We start from the raw sequence: 17,042 nt of genomic DNA, 5'->3' as shown, positions 1-17,042 counted from the left end.
CACCTAAGGGGAACCTTAGGTGTTTTTTATTCGGCAAAATATCTAAGAAAGTATTAAAACTTTTAAATGTATTTTAAGGGGGATATTCTTCAGCATAGGAATGTGGTATACTTTCCTAGAAGAAACAGAGGATAGGAGTTTAAGAGGGATTATCATGAAAAAAAGAATTGAGAACTGGGTCAAAAAGTTAGACTCACTAGTTGGATGGACACTGTTGTTTTATGTCATCATTACATGTATTATCCTGTATAGTATTTTTACTGATTTTACGAATGCGACAGATTTTATATATAATGCTTTCTAAAAAACTGAAAATAGCTGATTAAAGTTGAATTTTGAAGCTATTTTCAGTTTTTTTGCGTTGATTGGGAGTAGAAAGCTTAGTATAATACAATCATTAAGACTAGAGGTGACAATATGAAAAGAGAAAAAACTTTTCAGATGGTATTAAGTGCGATGTTTATTGCCATTATTATTTTGCAAAGTTTTGTACCATTTTTAGGGAACTTACCCTTATTTATTTTAGATATTACCATTATCCATATAACGGTTATTGTTGGAGGGATTGTATTAGGACCTAAAGCAGGATTCCTTCTTGGGTTCGCATGGGGATTCAGTTCCTTTTTACGTGCGTTTACTTCAGGAAATGCAGTAACTTTTATGATATTTACAAATCCTTTCATTTCAATACTTCCAAGGTTGTTAATGGGAGGACTCATTGCCTTGTTTTATCATAAAATGAGCAAAGTAATTACTTATGACAAATTAAGAATGGCTTTGTCAGGATTTTTAGGAAGCCTGATGAATACCATTTTAGTTTTAGGACTGATTTATCTATTGATGGCAGGACAATATGCAGAATTAACAGGAAAGACGGTAGCTGAATTGCCTCTTGTACTTATGGGGATTGTAATGTCAAATGGGATTGCAGAAGCGATAGCGGCGTCTATTATGACACCGATTATTGCATCTGTTTTACTATCGGTTTCTAAGAAAAGAGGATAGTGTATGTGGAAGGGTAAAAACGTAACCGTCTTTGTAACAGGTGGCATTGCCGCGTTTAAAGCTGCAACACTCGTCCGCTTGTTTGTAAAAGCAGGGGCAAATGTTGAAGTAGCAATGACGAAGAGTGCGTGCGAATTCATCACACCATTAACATTTCAAGTGTTAACGAAGAATAAAGTTCACATCGATACCTTTGACGAAGATGAAGCGAATAAGGTTCAACATATTCATTTGGCGGATCAGACAGATGTGGCTATAGTTGTACCTGCAACGGCCAATACGATTGCGAAAATGGCTAATGGAATTGCTGATAATTTCGTTACAAGTACTTTACTAGCAACAACTGCTCCTATTTATGTAGTTCCAGCGATGAATGAACATATGTGGGAAAATCCAGCAACGGTTCGAAATGTGAAGCAACTTGTTGAAGATGGCAAGTCAGTGATTGAACCTGCAACTGGATTTTTAGCTGAAGGCTATGACGGAAAAGGACGCCTTCCTGAGCCAGAAGAAATCTTCGAACAAGTGACATTTTTCGAGAGTAGAAGAGAATACAAGTCTCCTTTAGAAGGAAAAACAATCTTAATTACTGCTGGTGGGACAAAAGAGCGCATCGATCCAGTTCGTTATATCTCAAATGATTCTTCTGGGAAAATGGGCTATGCACTTGCAAAAGCTGCATCCATCTTAGGGGCTAAGGTGCAATTAGTTTCAACTACAAAGCAATTAAAAGTTCCGTATGGCGTTCAAGTGACTTATGTAGAAAGTGCACTTGAAATGCATGATGCGGTCACACAGCTGTTTCCAAAAACAGACATTGCCGTAATGGTTGCCGCAGTATCGGACTATTATGTGGCCAAACGTTCGAATCAAAAAATAAAAAAACAACAAAATGAATCTGGATTAATGCTAGAGTTGCTTGAAAATCCTGATATTTTAAAAAAATTAGGTCATTCAAAACGAGAAGGACAAGTAGTTATCGGTTTTGCAGCAGAAACGACGAATGTGCTTGAATATGCAAAAGCAAAATTAGAAAAGAAAAAAGCAGATGTCATCATTGCCAATGATGTTTCAAATTCTCGTATCGGTTTTAATTCGGATCATCACCAAGTCACTTTGTTAACAAAAGATGGACATATAGTGAATCTTCCAGAAAAATCTAAAGAAGAATTGGCATTAAATATATGGGAAAGCCTTCTTGAAGAAAAAATTATTCATTAAAGTAGAAAATTTAATAAATAATGATTGAAACTGAAAATGTCGAGTAGATATTTTCAGTTTTTGTTTTCAAAAATTTACCATTAATTTATTCAAGATTAATAGAGAAATTTACCTCAAAAGAAGAAAGTATGGTATAATGGGAAAGGTTATTTAGGCATGAAGGGAGAAGTTATGGAAGAAAAAAATTCTTTGCCAGAATTTATGAGGAATGAACTCGTAATTAACAAACAAAAAGAACTTCGACAGAAAAAGGGGTATTTAATTTCAAAACGCATTTTTGATATAGTAGTGTCCTTGTTACTTTTAATTCCTTTGTCAATTGTGTTTATCATCATTGCAATTGCGATAAAATTAGAAGATGGAGGACCGGTATTTTATAGACAAGAGCGGGTCACTACCAATGGCCGTATTTTTAAAATCTTTAAATTTAGAACGATGATTTTAAATGCAGATAAAGTAGGACCATTAGTTACTCAAGATCATGACCCACGAATTACAAAAGTAGGACGTCGTGTAAGAAATTATCGCTTAGATGAAGTGGCACAATTGTTGAATGTACTTATTGGAGACATGTCTTTTGTAGGGGCTAGACCTGAAGTTAAAAAATATGTAGATGCATATACTCCAGAAATGCAAACAACACTTCTACTACCAGCAGGTGTTACTTCACTAGCTGCTATTGAATTTAGACATGAGGCTGAAAAAATTGCAAAGTGGACAGAACAAGGGTTGAGCGTGGATGAAGCGTATATCCAACATATCCTGCCTGAAAAAATGCAATACAATATTGATTATTTAAATGAATGTAGTTTAAAAAAAGATATTGCAATTATGGTAAAAACTGTGATTGCTGTTTTAAAATAACTTGGAGGGAACAACATGAAAGTTAGAAATATTCCATTTTCACCACCTGATATTTCAGAAAAGGAAATTAATAATGTAATCGAGGTATTAAAGTCTGGTTGGATTACAACCGGGCCTAAAACAAAAGAATTTGAACGTCAATTAGCAGAGTTTATGGGGACAGAAAAAGTGGTTTGCTTAAACTCAGCAACAGCTGCTCTAGAATTAGCGTTACGTGTACTAGGCGTTGGACCTGGAGATGAAGTGATTGTTCCAGCATTTACGTATACGGCTTCTTGTAGTGTGATTGAACACGTTGGTGCAATACCAGTAATGGTGGATATCCAAGAAGACCATTTTGAAATGAATTATGATGCTCTTGAGGCTGCAATTACTGAAAAAACTAAAGTAGTGATTCCAGTAGAATTAGCAGGTGTCCCATGTGATTATCGTCGTATTTTTGAAGTGGTTGAATCTAAACGAAACTTGTTTAAACCAAAAACAAACTTACAACGTCACTTCAATCGTATTGTTGTCGTTTCAGACTGTGCACATGCGATTGGAACGACTCGCGAAGGTGTTTCTATAGCTCAGTTAGCTGACTTTGCGTCCTTCTCATTCCATGCCGTTAAGAACTTAACGACTGCAGAAGGTGGATGTATTACTTGGAATCCAGCAAATGAATTGGATTCTGAAGCAATGTACAAGGAATTCCAAGTATACTCATTACATGGACAAACCAAAGACGCTTTAGCAAAAATTAAACCAGGTTCTTGGGAATACGACATTGTCATTCCAGGATATAAATGTAATATGGCAGATGTGATGGCTGCTATTGGGTTAGGTCAATTAGAACGTTACCCTGAATTACTAGAACGTAGAAAAGAAATCGTTCGTCAATTAGATGCAGGATTAGCGGTTGATTCACGTATTCAAGTATTAAAACATGAAGGTGAAAATTATCAATCTTCACGCCATTTATATATCACTCGAATTAAAGGGGCTTCCTATGATCAACGTGGTGAGATTATCATTAAAATGGCTGAACGTGGAATTTCATGTAATGTTCACTACAAACCACTTCCATTATTGACAGCTTATCAAAATATGGGCTTCAAAATGGAAGATTATCCAAATGCTTACCGCTTCTTTGAAAACGAAGTAACTTTACCATTACATGGATTACTAAGTGATGAGGATATTGACTATATTGTTCAAAATTATTTAGAAGTAATTCAAGAAGTACTTGGACAATAAGAGAGGATGATTTCATGAATAATCGATTTAGAATTTTATTATTATTCATTGTCGATTCGTTACTTGTTGTTGGTTCAGTATTTTTAGGATTTCGATTAGTAACAGAAGGGTTGATTCGTAATATTCACGGATTAACGATTACGGCGATTCTATCTTTAATCGCCTACTATATTTTCTCTTATTTCTTCAATTTATATTGGAGAGATTGGGAATATGCCAGTGTCTATGAAGTCATTACGGTTGTGAAATGTGTTTCTGCAACGGTAATTGTTTCTACAATTTCAGGCTTAGCGTTCTTTGACACGAAAGTAACATGGCAATTTTTAATCGTATGTTGGTTATTGCTGGTGATTTCAATCGGTGGAGTTCGTCTATCGATGCGTGTGTTCCGTGAATTCTTTGCAGATACTAGCGTTATGGAAAATGCGAAACCTACTTTAATTGTAGGAGCAGGAGCTGCAGGTACTTTATTAGTTCGTCAAATGCTCATGCATCCAGCAATGAGAATGGACCCGATTGCCTTTGTGGATGACGATCCAGATAAACTTCGTAAAGATATTTATGGAGTTCGTATTCTTGGTGCTATTAAGGATATTGAGCGTATTGTGGATACAATGGGGATTACAAAAGTAGTTATTGCGATGCCATCTCTTCCAATCAAGAAACTCAATGAAGTATATGATGTAGCCCGTAAGACCGGTGCAGAATGCGTTATTTTACCAAACATTGATGATGTTATGAGTGGAAACTTACATGTTCAACAACTAAGAAATGTGGAGATTGAAGATTTATTAGGGCGTGACCCAGTAGAACTCGATCAAACGATGATTGAAAAACAATTACGTGGTAAGAAAATCCTTGTTACCGGAGCAGGGGGGTCGATTGGTTCAGAAATTTGCCGTCAAGTAGCGAAATTCAAACCAAAAGAAATTATTATCCTAGGACATGGTGAAAATAGTATTTACCAATTGAATATGGAATTAGTTGGCAAATATTCGCAACACTTCACGATTACGCCAGTGATTGCCGATGTGCAAGATCGAAAACGTATCTTCGAAGTGATGGATAAGTATAAACCAGATGTGGTTTATCATGCTGCGGCTCATAAACATGTACCTCTAATGGAAATTAATCCTCGTGAGGCTGTTAAAAATAACATTCTTGGAACAAGAAATGTTGCAGAAGCTGCTAGTCATGCGCGTGTTAAATCGTTCGTAATGGTATCGACTGATAAAGCTGTTAACCCACCAAATATTATGGGAGCGACGAAACGTCTTTGCGAAATGATTGTGCAAGATATGGCGACTCGTAGTGAATATACAAAATTCGTTGCGGTTCGTTTCGGGAATGTTTTAGGTTCACGTGGTTCAGTAATACCGCTCTTCAAGAAGCAAATTGCTGAAGGAGGACCGATTACGGTAACTCACCCTGATATCGTGCGTTACTTTATGACCATTCCAGAAGCTGCCCAATTAGTCATTCAAGCAGGTTCTCTTGCTCGAGGCGGAGAAATCTTCGTTCTTGATATGGGAAAACCGGTGAAAATTGTCGACTTAGCGAAAAACTTAATTCGTCTTTCAGGATTTAGCGAAGGTGATATTGAAATTAAGTTTACTGGATTACGTCCAGGTGAGAAGATGTACGAGGAATTATTAAATGAAGGGGAAGTAAATCCAAAACAAGTCTTTCCGAAGATTCATATTGGAATTGCAGACAATTCTCAAATTAATCGTGTATATAATTTTATCGAAAATTTTGAAAGTTATTCTGAACAAGAATTACATGATGAATTGATTGATATTGCGAATAAAAAGAAATAAAATAAAAAGGATTGGGATGTTTTGTTCCAATCCTTTTATCATATGACCAAGAGGTGGAAAAATGTTAGTTTCCGTTAATATTAGCGCATATAATGAGCAAGATTATTTGCCAGAAATTTTTGAAAGCTTAAAAAATCAAACGTACCCATTAAAAAACATTGAAGTTGTTTTAGTGAACGCAATGTCGACTGATGGTACGCGTTCTTTAATGGATCAATTCAAACTAGAAAATGAGCACTTGTTCTATGGTGTTAAAATTTTAGATAATCCAAGAAAAACATTAAACACTGGCCTTAATTTAGGATTTAAAAATTCTGAAGGGGAGTGTTTCTTAAAGATTGATGCGCACTCCAAAATTCCAGTGAATTTTATTGAAGCAAATGTGAAAGTCATTGAATCTGGAGAAAAGGTTTGTGGAGGAAGAAGACCGACTATTGTGCAGGCGGATGATGATTTTTCAAAAACGTTACATATTGTAGAAGAATCTGCGTTAGGGAGTAGTATTGCTAACTACCGTAAAGGGGATGAGAGTCGTTATGTAGATTCTGTGTTCCAAGGGATGTATCACCGTGATGTTGTAAATCAGGTTGGATATTTTGATGAAAAATTGACTCGTACAGAAGATAACGAATATCATTATCGTATTCGTAAAAATGGATTTAAAATTTGGTACGATACATCAATTGAATCATTTCAATATATTCGCCCGACATTGTCTAAAATGATCCATCAAAAATTTGCCAATGGATATTGGATAGGACTAACATCACATGTTTGTCGTGATTGTTTATCTCTATTCCATTTTGGGCCAGGAGTATTTGTGGCAACTTTATTAGGTTTAATGTTGGTAACGCCAATTAGTTTTGCACCGCTCGTGACCGTATTTTCACTTTATGTTTTAGCGGTCTTGGGATTATCAGCGTTTGAAATTTCTAAGCAAAAATTTAACCCTACATTATTATGGATTCCGTTGATTATGATAGCCATTCATTTTGCGTATGGAATTGGAACCATAAAGGGTTGGATTTTTGGGTTTCAGTTTAAAAAGGATTATTTTAACGAAGAAGTTAATTCTTAAAAAACTATAAATACTCATGAGTTCAAGGGAATCTATGGTATAATTAACTGATTGTATAGTTATTGGAGTGGAATGAATGAGAGTAAACGAAGAAAAAATATCAAATAGAAGAAAACAAAGAAAAAGTCAAAAAAATAGAAAAATTATCCTTACCGTAGCAATCGCTATTGTTGCTGTCCTAATTGCGGGAGTAGCGTATGCATGGAGCCGTATTTCACAAGCTGAAGATGCAATTCACCAGAAAGTGGACACGATGCAGCTTCGTGATAAAGAATTAACAGATGATAGTAGTTTTTCAGTATTACTTTTGGGGATTGATAATGGTGCCTATGGCCGTGATACGGAAGTGGGTCGTTCAGACACAATGTTGTTGGTAACCGTTAATCCAAAACAAAAGAAAACAACGATGATTAGTATTCCTCGTGACTCTTATACGGAAATTATCGGGTATGGTACTTTTGACAAATTGAACCATGCGTATGCATTTGGGAAAGAAAAATTTGCGATTAATAGTGTTCAAAATATGTTAAATATCCCGATTGATTATTATGTAACAGTAGACATGCAAGGGTTAATGGGGCTTGTAAACGCAGTGGGTGGATTAGAAATTACTCCTGCATTGACATTTACTTATGAAGATGAGTCGTTTACTGAAGGTGTAACACGCCATGTAGATGGGGAAGCGGCATTAAGATATGCACGTATGCGTTATGATGATCCAGAAGGAGATACAGGTAGACAGAAACGTCAACAATATGTGATTCAAAAATTAGTCGAAAAATTACTGTCATTAGGTTCAGTAACGAAATATGAAGAGATTTTAAAAACCTTAGAGAATTCGGTAAAAACGAATTTTACAGTTGAAAAATTATTCCAAATTGTTCAAACTCACAAAGAAGCACTTCAACATTTTGAAACAGATACTATTAATGGGGACGGAGCGATGATTAATGGAATTTATTACTTTGTCATCCCAGAAGAAGAAAAAGTGAGAATTTCGAATATATTGAGAAAGTCACTTGATTTAGAAACAATTTCTGAATTGCAGCATATTGAGACAAAAGAAACACAATCAACTGTGGATATTCAAAAGAATGCGCCACAGCAAAGCTCACCAGTACAAGAAAAAGAAGACACTTATGTAGAGCCAAATGTGACTCCAAATTATAACTATAACTACAATAACAATAACAATTACAATAATAGTAATTCGAATAATAATGCTGAGGAAAACGATGCAACGCCTTCAACACCGTCAAGTGCGGCGGATACAAGTGCAGCTACACCGGTTGCTCCTGCTACAAGAGCTCCTGAAGTAACAGCGGCTCCAGAGCAACCTCAAACCCAGGTTCCAGCTACACAAGCAGCACCTGTGACCCAGGAGCCGGTAAAACCAACTCAGCCAACTAAAAACCAAAATCCATAGAAATAGTATTGGAGTGAAACGATGAACGAATCAAACGAATGGAGTAGACAAAGCAGACGTCAACAAAAGAAAAAGAAAAAAGGACGTGTAGCATTTGTATTCATCTGTCTTTTTGCAATTATTGCGGTTCTAGGAACGTATTATGCAAGTAAAATTAATAATACGATTAATACGATTACTCAAAGCGTTGGAAATCGTACAGAACAAGAGGCTAATGAGATTATAAAAAATGCTAAACCAATTAATGTTTTGCTACTAGGAATCGATAATGGTGCATACGGACGTACCGAAGAAGACGGGCGTTCTGACACGATGTTACTTTTAACAATTAATCCTACTACTAAAAAATCTCAATTATTAAGTTTACCTAGAGATACTTATACTGAGATTGTCGGGACAGGTGGATATGATAAATTAAACCACGCCTATGCATATGGGAAAGCTCCTATGGTAATCAATTCTGTAGAAAAATTGTTAGATACAACCATTGACTTTTATGTTCAAATTAACATGGAAGGATTAATGGAGTTTGTTGATGCGGTGGGTGGTATCGAAGTGACGAGTCCATTGACCTTTACGTATGAGGAACGAACATTTATCCAAGGAAAAACAGAAACACTAGACGGAGAAAGTGCTTTACGTTTTGCACGTATGCGTTATGATGATCCAGAAGGAGATTATGGCCGTCAAAAACGTCAAAGAATCGTTATTGAAAAATTAGTTGAGAAACTAATGAGTTTTAGCTCAGTAGCAAACTTTGAACAATTAATGAATGCAGTAAGCAAAAATGTGAAGACTGACTTACCAATTGGACAAGTAATGGCTTTAAAAAATACTTATGGTCCAGCTGTAACCAGTCAAAATTTAACACAATCATTTATTGAAGAAAGACAATTGTTGTTGACTAATAATGCGGGAGAACAAATTTATTATTCTTATGCAACAGATGATGTCTTGTTAGAAAACAGTAATTCTATCCGTAAATTGATGGGACAACCAACTGTTAAAACTTATCCATTATTACAAGAAAGACAAGATTTATATTATTTAACAACTCCTTAATTGGAGAATAAGAGGTGTAGAAAATGATTTATGCAGGGATTTTAGCCGGTGGTACCGGAACTCGTATGGGAATCCAAGAAATGCCAAAACAATTTTTGCCATTAGGAAACAAACCAATTATTATTCACACAGTTGAAAAATTCTTGTTTGTTCCAGATGTAGATGTTGTCTATGTGGCTGTTCATCCAAACTGGGTGAGCTACTTCAATGATTTATTGGACAAACACATTTTGACAAATAAAGATAAAATCCGCGTAGTGAGTGGCGGGGGAAATCGAAATGATAGTATTTTAAGTATTATTTCAGATATTAAGAATAGCAGCTCGTTTTCTAGTGAAGATGTTTTGATTACACATGATGCGGTTCGTCCGTTCGTTTCATACCGCATGATTGTGGACAATATCGAGGCAATGAAAAACTACGATGTTGCAGATACGGTAGTAATGGCAAATGATACCATTGTAGAATCTGTTGATGGTAAAGTGATTTCTTCCATTCCAAACAGAACACATATGTATCAAGGTCAAACTCCTCAAACATTTAAAATCCAAGCCTTCACTGATTTGTATGATGGTTTGGCAGATGATGTCAAAGAAATTTTAACGGACGCTTGTAAAGTATTCGTAGTTAATGATGTAAAAGTAGCTCTTGTCGAAGGCGAATACTCAAATATCAAAATTACGACCGTTACGGATTTAAAAATTGCGCAAGCGATGTTAGGAGAGATTTAAAATGATTAATCGAGTGTATCAACTCATTCGTCCATCGTTTTTCTCAATTAAATATGAAGATGTATCTTTTTATGAAAAAGATACTGTAGTCGTAAGACCGAATTACTTAGCCTTATGTCATGCAGATCAACGGTATTTTCAAGGAACTAGACCTGCTAAAATTCTTCAAAAAAAATTACCGATGGCATTGATTCATGAATGTTGTGGGATCGTCGTAGCGGACCCAACCGGAACCTATAAGCCAGGAGATCATGTGGTGATGATTCCAAACCAACCCCCACGTGATTTTGACCATGATACTGAGTTCTATGAAAACTATGTGAATGGAACATACTTCCGTTCGAGTGGTTACGATGGATTCATGCGCGAATTTGTGACGATTCCAATCGACCGCGTTGTGAAATATGAAGAGGTTCCAGATAAAGTTGCTGCCATTTCTGAATTCGTATCAGTGGGAGTTCATGGACTTCGCCGCTTTGATAAAGTAGCCCATAGTCGTCGTAATCGTATTGTGGTCTGGGGTTCTGGAAGCTTGGCGTATGTCGTAGCAACGATTGCAAAAGCAAAATTCCCTGAATCAACAATTATTGTAGTAGGGAAAGATCCAGAAAAATTACGTTTATTCTCATTTGTTGATGAAGTATATGATGTGAGCAATCTTCCGGAAGATTTTACCTTCGACCATGCGATTGAATGTGTGGGTGGAAGTGGAACACAAGATGCTTATCGCGAAATTATCAGACATATTCAACCTCAAGGAGCAGTTGTAATGATGGGGGTTAGCGAGTTTGAAGTTCCCCTAAATACACGAGATATTCTTGAAAAAGGATTGACATGGGTCGGAAGTTCTCGTTCTGGTCGTAAAGATTTTGAAGAGGCTGTTCAATTCATGTCTGATCCTAAAGTACATGCACGTTTAAATCTAATTATTTTTGAATCCAATCCAATTCAAGAAATGAAAGATATTTATCATTTCTTCGAGGAAGATAAATTAACGCCATTTAAAACAGTGGCAAAATGGGATATTTAAGGAAGTGGGGAAACAATGGAACCATTACAGGAAAAATGTTTAGAAATGGCAGAATACTTTGTGTCATTTTGCAAACAACATGAATTATTATGTTATTTATGCGGTGGTGGGGCCATTGGAGCACTTCGCCATAAAGGATTTATCCCTTGGGATGATGATTTAGATTTCTTTATGCCACGAAAAGACTATGAAAAACTCATCGAATTGTGGCCTAAAGAAGCGGACGCGCGTTATGTGATGTCAAACAGTGACGAACATTACTTAGATCGTAATTTATTCGTAACGATTCGAGATAAAGAAACGACTTGTGTGAAACCATATCAACAAGATTTAGAGATTCCGCATGGTTTAGCGATTGATATCCTTCCATTAGATTATTATCCAAAATCAGAATCTGAACGTAAGAAACAAGTCCGATGGGCATTGATTTATTCATTATTCCGTGCACAAACGATTCCAGAAAAACATGGTGGTTTGATGAAATGGGGAAGTTTATTTTTATTAGGATTATTCCCAACTCGTTCATTACGCTATAAGATTTGGAGCAAGGCTGAGCGCGAGATGACAAAGTATACTCGTGAAGAAAGTGACGGGATTACAGAGTTGTGTGCAGGCCCTGGATATATGAAAAATAAGTATCCAATTGAAAGTTTTGAATCGGCATTGTTCCTACCGTTTGAACAAACAGAGATGCCAATTCCTGTTGGATATGACGCTTATCTAAAAACAGCATTTGGAGATTATATGACACCTCCTCCTGTTGAAAAACAAGTTGCACATCATGATGCTGTATTTGTTGATTTAGAGAATGGATATGAAAAATATAAAGGGGAGTATTATGGAACCAAAAATTAGTATTATCGTTCCTGTTTATAACGTTGAGCAGTACTTAGAACGATGTGTAGAATCTTTAATGAATCAATCCTATAAAAATATTGAGATTCTTTTAATTAATGATGGTTCTACCGACAATAGCGGAAAGCTTTGTGATGAAATTGCGAAACGTGATTCACGAATTACCGTTTACCATAAAGAAAATGGTGGGTTGTCCGATGCCAGAAACTACGGTGTTGATAAAGCAACAGCTGATTTCGTTGGATTTGTGGATAGTGATGACTATGTTGATGAAGATATGTATGAAGTCTTACTCTCAAATCTTTTAAAATATGATGCGGAGATTTCTTTCTGTCGATTATATGATGTTTATAACGATCAAGTTCTAAAAGATGAATCAAAGAATGAGCCTTACTTAATGACAAGTGAAGAAGCCATTAAGATGGTTCTTGAGGCAAAGATATTTTCAGTAACTGCAGTAAATAAACTGTATAAGAAGAGTTTATTTAATCAAATCCGATTTGAAAAAGGAAAAATTGCGGAAGATGCATTTCTAATGGTGGATCTTTTAAGTAGATGTCAAAAAATTGCAGCTACTGAAGTTCATAAATATTATTATATGCATCGTGAAAACAGTATTACTACACAAAAATTCACTCCGAAATTTTTAAATGTGATAGAAGCCTATGAAAAGAATGCAAAAATAGTTGCAGAAAAATATCCTAATTTACAATATCAAGCAGATACGCGTATCTGTTGGGCTTATTTCTACGTTTTAGATCGTCTTTTAAAAGATGAAGCGTACAAAGACAGTGCTTTAGAAGCTCAATTAATTCAAAATTTGAAGAAGTATAAGAAATTTATTTTAGGAAATTCTTTATTCAATAATAAGCGGAAATTATCATTCTTATTACTATTGATTCATAAGAATCTATACAAAATAATTATTAAAAGAGTTTAGGGAGTAAACATAAGATGTTAAAATGGCTAAAATCAACAATGGCTCATTTATTAGGGAACCACAAAGAGAAAATTTTAAAGTTGCCTATTATTAAAAACTTAAATGATTTAGCAAATAAGAAGATTGATGGAGACCGTCAACTCTTATTGAAAGAAAATGCTCACCAAATTTTGAAAGAGTTTGAAGAAGTGAATCGTCAGTTAGGACACAAAATTTGGATTGAAGCTGGAACTTTACTAGGTTATGAAAGAGAAGGGGCTATTTTAGCTCACGATATCGATATGGATTTTGCAATGATGAGTCCCAAAGACTCGAATGAATTAGAAACCATTATTGAGTTTTTATCAAAAAGAAATTTTGTATTGAATCGTAAATTAATCTATCAAAATCAAGTGAAAGAAATTTCGTTTTCCTATAATGGGTTAAATGTTGATATAATTTTGTTTGACCGAGTAGACGATAATGTGATTTCTACGACCATGATTTGGTACGGAATGAATGCATTAAATAAACCTGTCAATGTTGAAGCTTTTTATTATGAACTACCTATGGAAGACCTTAAAGAAGTCACTTTTATGGAAGCAAAAACTTATGCGCCAACAAATGCAGTAGATTATTTGAAAGCTTATTATGGTGAGGATTATTTGATTCCAAATACCAACTATGATTGGCGTCAAAATAAAATCTATGTTCCTGTAGACGGTAAAGAAGCAAAAGTAGAATTGATTTAAAACGAAAGAGAGTGTTCAATGAGTAAAAATAACATTAAAGTGAATGCGATAGCGAGTACTTTAGTGAGGATACTAAATATTATTTTTCCATTATTAACAGGTCCCTATTTAACAAGAATTCTGGATCCAGAATTATTTGGAGAATTTAATAAAGTAAATTCATTAGCAGCATGGTTCATTCCTTTTGCTGGATTTGGAGTTTACAACTATGGGATTCGTCTGGTTAGTGGAGTAAGAGAAAATAAGGCTAAAGCATCTCATAATTTTTCTCTTTTATTTTATGCTAGTACATTGAGTTCAATCGTAGTTACATTGGTTTATATTCTATATATTTGGTTTGCAAATCCTAATAACATGCTATTATACGGGATTTTTATTTTCCAAATTATTGTACAGTTCCTATATGTTGAATGGATGGCAGAAGCGTTCGAAAGCTACAATTTTATTTTGTATAAGACGCTATTTGTTCGTGTATTCATGTTAGTTTCCATCTTCGTATTCGTAAAAAATAGTGACGACATCATTCCTTATGCAATGATTATGACAGTAGCAAACTTCTTAAATTATTTTACAAGTTATATTTACATTCGTAGGAAAGTGAAATTAGTTCGCATTCCATTAAAAGAATTAGTAAAAGTATTTAAGCCTTTGTTTTCAATGCTACTACTTGCAAATGCGAATATGTTATATACGATTTTGGACCGATTATTCCTTTCTTCAGTAAAAAATAATCTTTACATCAGTTATTATACGATATCACTTAATTTATCGATGATGATTACGGGTGTAGTAGTTTCTATTATTATTGTTAGTATTCCGAGACTGGCTAAGTATAATGCCGAAGAACAGTTTGAAAAATTTAATGATTTACAGTTAAAGACAAGTAGACTTTTTCTATTCCTTGTGATTCCAATTTCTATGGGATTAGCCTGTGTTAGTCAATCCATTATATTTTTATACGCAGGCCCAAAATATATATTAGCCGTACCGACCATGATTATTTGTTCGATTCGAATTTTATCATGGACTTTAGATACGATTTTTGCAAATCAGATTATTTTCCTAAAAGGACATGAGTTGAGTTTAACAAGAATTTATTTTGTCGGTGGATTCTTCAATTTGATTTTTAATAGTGCGTTATATATTTTCGGTATAGAAAATCCAGAATATTATATTTTAACGACTGTGTTCGCGGAAGTTATCGTATTATTTTTAGAAGTTAAATTTATTCGAGATCGTTCTTTATATGATATTCGAAAGATAAAAAATAATTTTATACGATATACAATTGCTTCCTTACCTTTTATTGCAATTAAATTAGCCGTTGATTATTTCATTCCATTTGAATATAATTTAACGAAAGGCTTTATGTTAAATACTGGATTGGTAATTGTAGGCTGTGTCGTCTATTACGCATTATTTGCTATTATTTCAGGCGATATTAAAAAAGTAATTAAACTTTAAGGAGGTAAAAGTATACAAGGTTATACAAACTGATTATGAAAATTTTAGACTTTTTCGAGCAAAACTATTTTAAACTTGGAATATCCTATCTATTGTTCTTCACTTTATATATGATGACGAGTATTATTGTTCCACTAAATTTTTTCAATGCTAATAGTTATGTAACAATTTTATTAAGTGGATTAGGAGCTCTTTTCGGACTTTATAATATTGTTGTGAAGAAAGCTTTGACTAAAACCAGAGGAATTCGACCTCTGATAGTGTTATTTGTTGTTATCATCATTTCATTAGTGGTGAATATGAAATACGGATATATTGATAATGTTAAAGACTTAATCGTGTTTTTCGTATATTTCTTTTCAATCTATCCATTTATTAGTTTTATTACTAAAGAACAAGCCAATCAAACTTTATTAAGTGTTGGTGGTGTTCTAGCAGTGTTATCTACAGGGGCGGTTATCGCTTCTCTATTCCAATTTGTGACCTTTGATGGTTATATTATTGAATCCTATAAAGGGAACGTGTTTCGACAAGGATTTATCGACTCTCGTTTGTTTGGGGTATTTACAGATCCAAATATTCAATCTGTGGTTTCACTATTAACCATTACATATTTAGGGTATTTGCAAAATAAAGTTTCTAGACCTTTAAAAGTCCTTCTTTATTTAGCAATATTCTGTAACTTTACTTATATTGTCCTTTCTGGTTCTAGAACGGCTTTAATTATTATTTCTGCAGTATTTGTATATATTTTTATCGTTGCAATCTGTAAGAAAGATCGAAAAAAACAAGTTCTAAATGTAATAATGTTTGGTTTAATTACTTTTGGATCATATCATTTAGTTTACCAAGGCTCTCAGGTGATTCTAAAGGCCAATACACAGGTTATTACTAAGATTAATCAAGAACATAAAAATACCGGGAATTATAAAGTTTTAGCAACATTGCAACGAAATGATACCGATGCGAAAAACATTTCAAATAACCGTTTTTCAATTTGGCAGGATGCTATTAAATTCTCAGTGAAAAGACCGATTTTTGGATATACTTCTGGGAATTGGGAAAAAATTGCAAAAGAAATTGATCCAGATAGCTATATTGTTAAAAAGAGCTATAGGGTCCATAACGGATATTTAGAAATTTTATTCTATAGTGGATTCATTGCCCTACTGGCATTCTTCTGGTATGTAGGAAAACCTATTATCAAAACGATCGTGAATGAATTAAAGACGAATAGTCAAAACCTAATTATAGAGTTTATCTTGATTGGATTAATCATCCTAGGTGTGACCAATATGTTTATTAGTGCAACAATGTATGGTTTTTCAATCTTGGGATTAGTGTTACATTTATCGATTAGCTATTTAAATAATGGGTATTTGCCTCAGTTAGAAACTAAAGACAAATAAAAAGGTCCGGCAGGAATTACCTGCCGGACCTTTTTCTATTTATAATTCAAGATGGTTAATGCTACTTGTAGAACAATAGCCCCAAGGGTTCCGATTAACATTAATACAGCAACCACACGTGTAATTTTTTCAACGGTTGAAAGATTACGTTTTTTCTTTGCCAACACAAT

General features: G+C 34.5%; 16 protein-coding genes. 15 read left to right on the top strand and 1 reads right to left on the bottom strand.

Annotation, left to right across the window (positions count from 1 at the left end; genetic code table 11):
• Positions 1 to 417: 417 nt before the first annotated feature.
• The 15 genes from NQ540_RS07205 to NQ540_RS07135 all read left to right on the top strand — a co-directional run bounded on the left by NQ540_RS07205 (position 418) and on the right by NQ540_RS07135 (position 16,872).
• Positions 418 to 1,005, top strand: coding sequence for an ECF transporter S component (locus NQ540_RS07205; protein WP_005606819.1), 588 nt, complete (start codon positions 418 to 420; stop codon positions 1,003 to 1,005).
• Positions 1,006 to 1,008: 3 nt separating this feature from the next.
• Complete coding sequence (gene coaBC / locus NQ540_RS07200) at positions 1,009 to 2,226, top strand: bifunctional phosphopantothenoylcysteine decarboxylase/phosphopantothenate--cysteine ligase CoaBC (RefSeq protein ID WP_005606818.1); 1,218 nt, start codon at positions 1,009 to 1,011, stop codon at positions 2,224 to 2,226.
• 171 nt (positions 2,227 to 2,397) lie between these two features.
• The gene (locus tag NQ540_RS07195) at positions 2,398 to 3,090 is read left to right on the top strand and encodes a sugar transferase (RefSeq protein ID WP_156780453.1); all 693 of its coding nucleotides are present in this window, start codon (positions 2,398 to 2,400) and stop codon (positions 3,088 to 3,090) included.
• Positions 3,091 to 3,105: 15 nt separating this feature from the next.
• Complete coding sequence (locus tag NQ540_RS07190; RefSeq protein ID WP_005606815.1) at positions 3,106 to 4,326, top strand: DegT/DnrJ/EryC1/StrS family aminotransferase; 1,221 nt, start codon at positions 3,106 to 3,108, stop codon at positions 4,324 to 4,326.
• Between the two features lie 14 nt (positions 4,327 to 4,340).
• Positions 4,341 to 6,146 carry a polysaccharide biosynthesis protein gene (locus tag NQ540_RS07185; RefSeq protein WP_005606813.1) on the top strand — a complete coding sequence of 602 codons (1,806 nt, stop codon included), beginning with the start codon at positions 4,341 to 4,343 and terminating at the stop codon, positions 6,144 to 6,146.
• A 61-nt stretch (positions 6,147 to 6,207) separates the two neighbouring features.
• On the top strand, positions 6,208 to 7,224 hold the full coding sequence (locus NQ540_RS07180) for a glycosyltransferase family 2 protein (protein ID WP_005606811.1): 1,017 nt from the start codon (positions 6,208 to 6,210) through the stop codon (positions 7,222 to 7,224).
• 76 nt (positions 7,225 to 7,300) lie between these two features.
• A complete protein-coding gene (locus tag NQ540_RS07175; RefSeq protein ID WP_005606809.1) occupies positions 7,301 to 8,650 on the top strand; it encodes an LCP family glycopolymer transferase in 1,350 nt (449 codons plus the stop codon).
• A gap of 21 nt (positions 8,651 to 8,671) precedes the next feature.
• The gene (locus NQ540_RS07170) at positions 8,672 to 9,712 is read left to right on the top strand and encodes an LCP family glycopolymer transferase (protein ID WP_005606808.1); all 1,041 of its coding nucleotides are present in this window, start codon (positions 8,672 to 8,674) and stop codon (positions 9,710 to 9,712) included.
• 23 nt (positions 9,713 to 9,735) lie between these two features.
• A complete protein-coding gene (locus NQ540_RS07165) occupies positions 9,736 to 10,443 on the top strand; it encodes an IspD/TarI family cytidylyltransferase (protein ID WP_005606807.1) in 708 nt (235 codons plus the stop codon).
• A 1-nt stretch (position 10,444) separates the two neighbouring features.
• Entirely contained in the window at positions 10,445 to 11,473 is a 1,029-nt protein-coding gene (locus NQ540_RS07160) for an alcohol dehydrogenase catalytic domain-containing protein (RefSeq protein ID WP_005606806.1), read from the top strand.
• A 15-nt stretch (positions 11,474 to 11,488) separates the two neighbouring features.
• On the top strand, positions 11,489 to 12,328 hold the full coding sequence (locus tag NQ540_RS07155) for a LicD family protein (RefSeq protein ID WP_005606805.1): 840 nt from the start codon (positions 11,489 to 11,491) through the stop codon (positions 12,326 to 12,328).
• A complete protein-coding gene (locus NQ540_RS07150) occupies positions 12,312 to 13,268 on the top strand; it encodes a glycosyltransferase family 2 protein (protein WP_039849102.1) in 957 nt (318 codons plus the stop codon). The genes NQ540_RS07155 and NQ540_RS07150 overlap by 17 nt, the downstream gene beginning before the upstream one ends.
• A gap of 14 nt (positions 13,269 to 13,282) precedes the next feature.
• Complete coding sequence (locus tag NQ540_RS07145) at positions 13,283 to 13,999, top strand: hypothetical protein (RefSeq protein WP_005606803.1); 717 nt, start codon at positions 13,283 to 13,285, stop codon at positions 13,997 to 13,999.
• Positions 14,000 to 14,017: 18 nt separating this feature from the next.
• The gene (locus NQ540_RS07140; protein WP_005606802.1) at positions 14,018 to 15,463 is read left to right on the top strand and encodes an oligosaccharide flippase family protein; all 1,446 of its coding nucleotides are present in this window, start codon (positions 14,018 to 14,020) and stop codon (positions 15,461 to 15,463) included.
• Between the two features lie 35 nt (positions 15,464 to 15,498).
• Positions 15,499 to 16,872: an O-antigen ligase family protein gene (locus NQ540_RS07135; RefSeq protein WP_005606801.1), complete on the top strand. Its 1,374-nt coding sequence runs from the start codon at positions 15,499 to 15,501 to the stop codon at positions 16,870 to 16,872.
• A gap of 35 nt (positions 16,873 to 16,907) precedes the next feature.
• Here NQ540_RS07135 and NQ540_RS07130 read toward each other — a convergent pair whose 3' ends face one another.
• Positions 16,908 to 17,036: a DUF4044 domain-containing protein gene (locus NQ540_RS07130; RefSeq protein WP_160313167.1), complete on the bottom strand. Its 129-nt coding sequence runs from the start codon at positions 17,034 to 17,036 to the stop codon at positions 16,908 to 16,910.
• Between the last annotated feature and the right edge of the window lie 6 nt (positions 17,037 to 17,042).

Source organism: Granulicatella adiacens ATCC 49175 (assembly GCF_025150565.1).
GTDB lineage: Bacteria > Bacillota > Bacilli > Lactobacillales > Aerococcaceae > Granulicatella > Granulicatella adiacens.
Note: the sequence above shows the minus strand (reverse complement) of the source record. Positions and strands in the feature narration are given on the sequence as shown.

What these genes read in the sequence shown, in the direction of transcription:
- NQ540_RS07205 (WP_005606819.1), top strand. Translation starts at nt 418, where the DNA reads ATGAAAAGAGAAAAAACTTTTCAGATGGTATTAAGTGCGATGTTTATT.
- coaBC (WP_005606818.1), top strand. Translation starts at nt 1,009, where the DNA reads ATGTGGAAGGGTAAAAACGTAACCGTCTTTGTAACAGGTGGCATTGCC.
- NQ540_RS07195 (WP_156780453.1), top strand. Translation starts at nt 2,398, where the DNA reads ATGGAAGAAAAAAATTCTTTGCCAGAATTTATGAGGAATGAACTCGTA.
- NQ540_RS07190 (WP_005606815.1), top strand. Translation starts at nt 3,106, where the DNA reads ATGAAAGTTAGAAATATTCCATTTTCACCACCTGATATTTCAGAAAAG.
- NQ540_RS07185 (WP_005606813.1), top strand. Translation starts at nt 4,341, where the DNA reads ATGAATAATCGATTTAGAATTTTATTATTATTCATTGTCGATTCGTTA.
- NQ540_RS07180 (WP_005606811.1), top strand. Translation starts at nt 6,208, where the DNA reads ATGTTAGTTTCCGTTAATATTAGCGCATATAATGAGCAAGATTATTTG.
- NQ540_RS07175 (WP_005606809.1), top strand. Translation starts at nt 7,301, where the DNA reads ATGAGAGTAAACGAAGAAAAAATATCAAATAGAAGAAAACAAAGAAAA.
- NQ540_RS07170 (WP_005606808.1), top strand. Translation starts at nt 8,672, where the DNA reads ATGAACGAATCAAACGAATGGAGTAGACAAAGCAGACGTCAACAAAAG.
- NQ540_RS07165 (WP_005606807.1), top strand. Translation starts at nt 9,736, where the DNA reads ATGATTTATGCAGGGATTTTAGCCGGTGGTACCGGAACTCGTATGGGA.
- NQ540_RS07160 (WP_005606806.1), top strand. Translation starts at nt 10,445, where the DNA reads ATGATTAATCGAGTGTATCAACTCATTCGTCCATCGTTTTTCTCAATT.
- NQ540_RS07155 (WP_005606805.1), top strand. Translation starts at nt 11,489, where the DNA reads ATGGAACCATTACAGGAAAAATGTTTAGAAATGGCAGAATACTTTGTG.
- NQ540_RS07150 (WP_039849102.1), top strand. Translation starts at nt 12,312, where the DNA reads ATGGAACCAAAAATTAGTATTATCGTTCCTGTTTATAACGTTGAGCAG.
- NQ540_RS07145 (WP_005606803.1), top strand. Translation starts at nt 13,283, where the DNA reads ATGTTAAAATGGCTAAAATCAACAATGGCTCATTTATTAGGGAACCAC.
- NQ540_RS07140 (WP_005606802.1), top strand. Translation starts at nt 14,018, where the DNA reads ATGAGTAAAAATAACATTAAAGTGAATGCGATAGCGAGTACTTTAGTG.
- NQ540_RS07135 (WP_005606801.1), top strand. Translation starts at nt 15,499, where the DNA reads ATGAAAATTTTAGACTTTTTCGAGCAAAACTATTTTAAACTTGGAATA.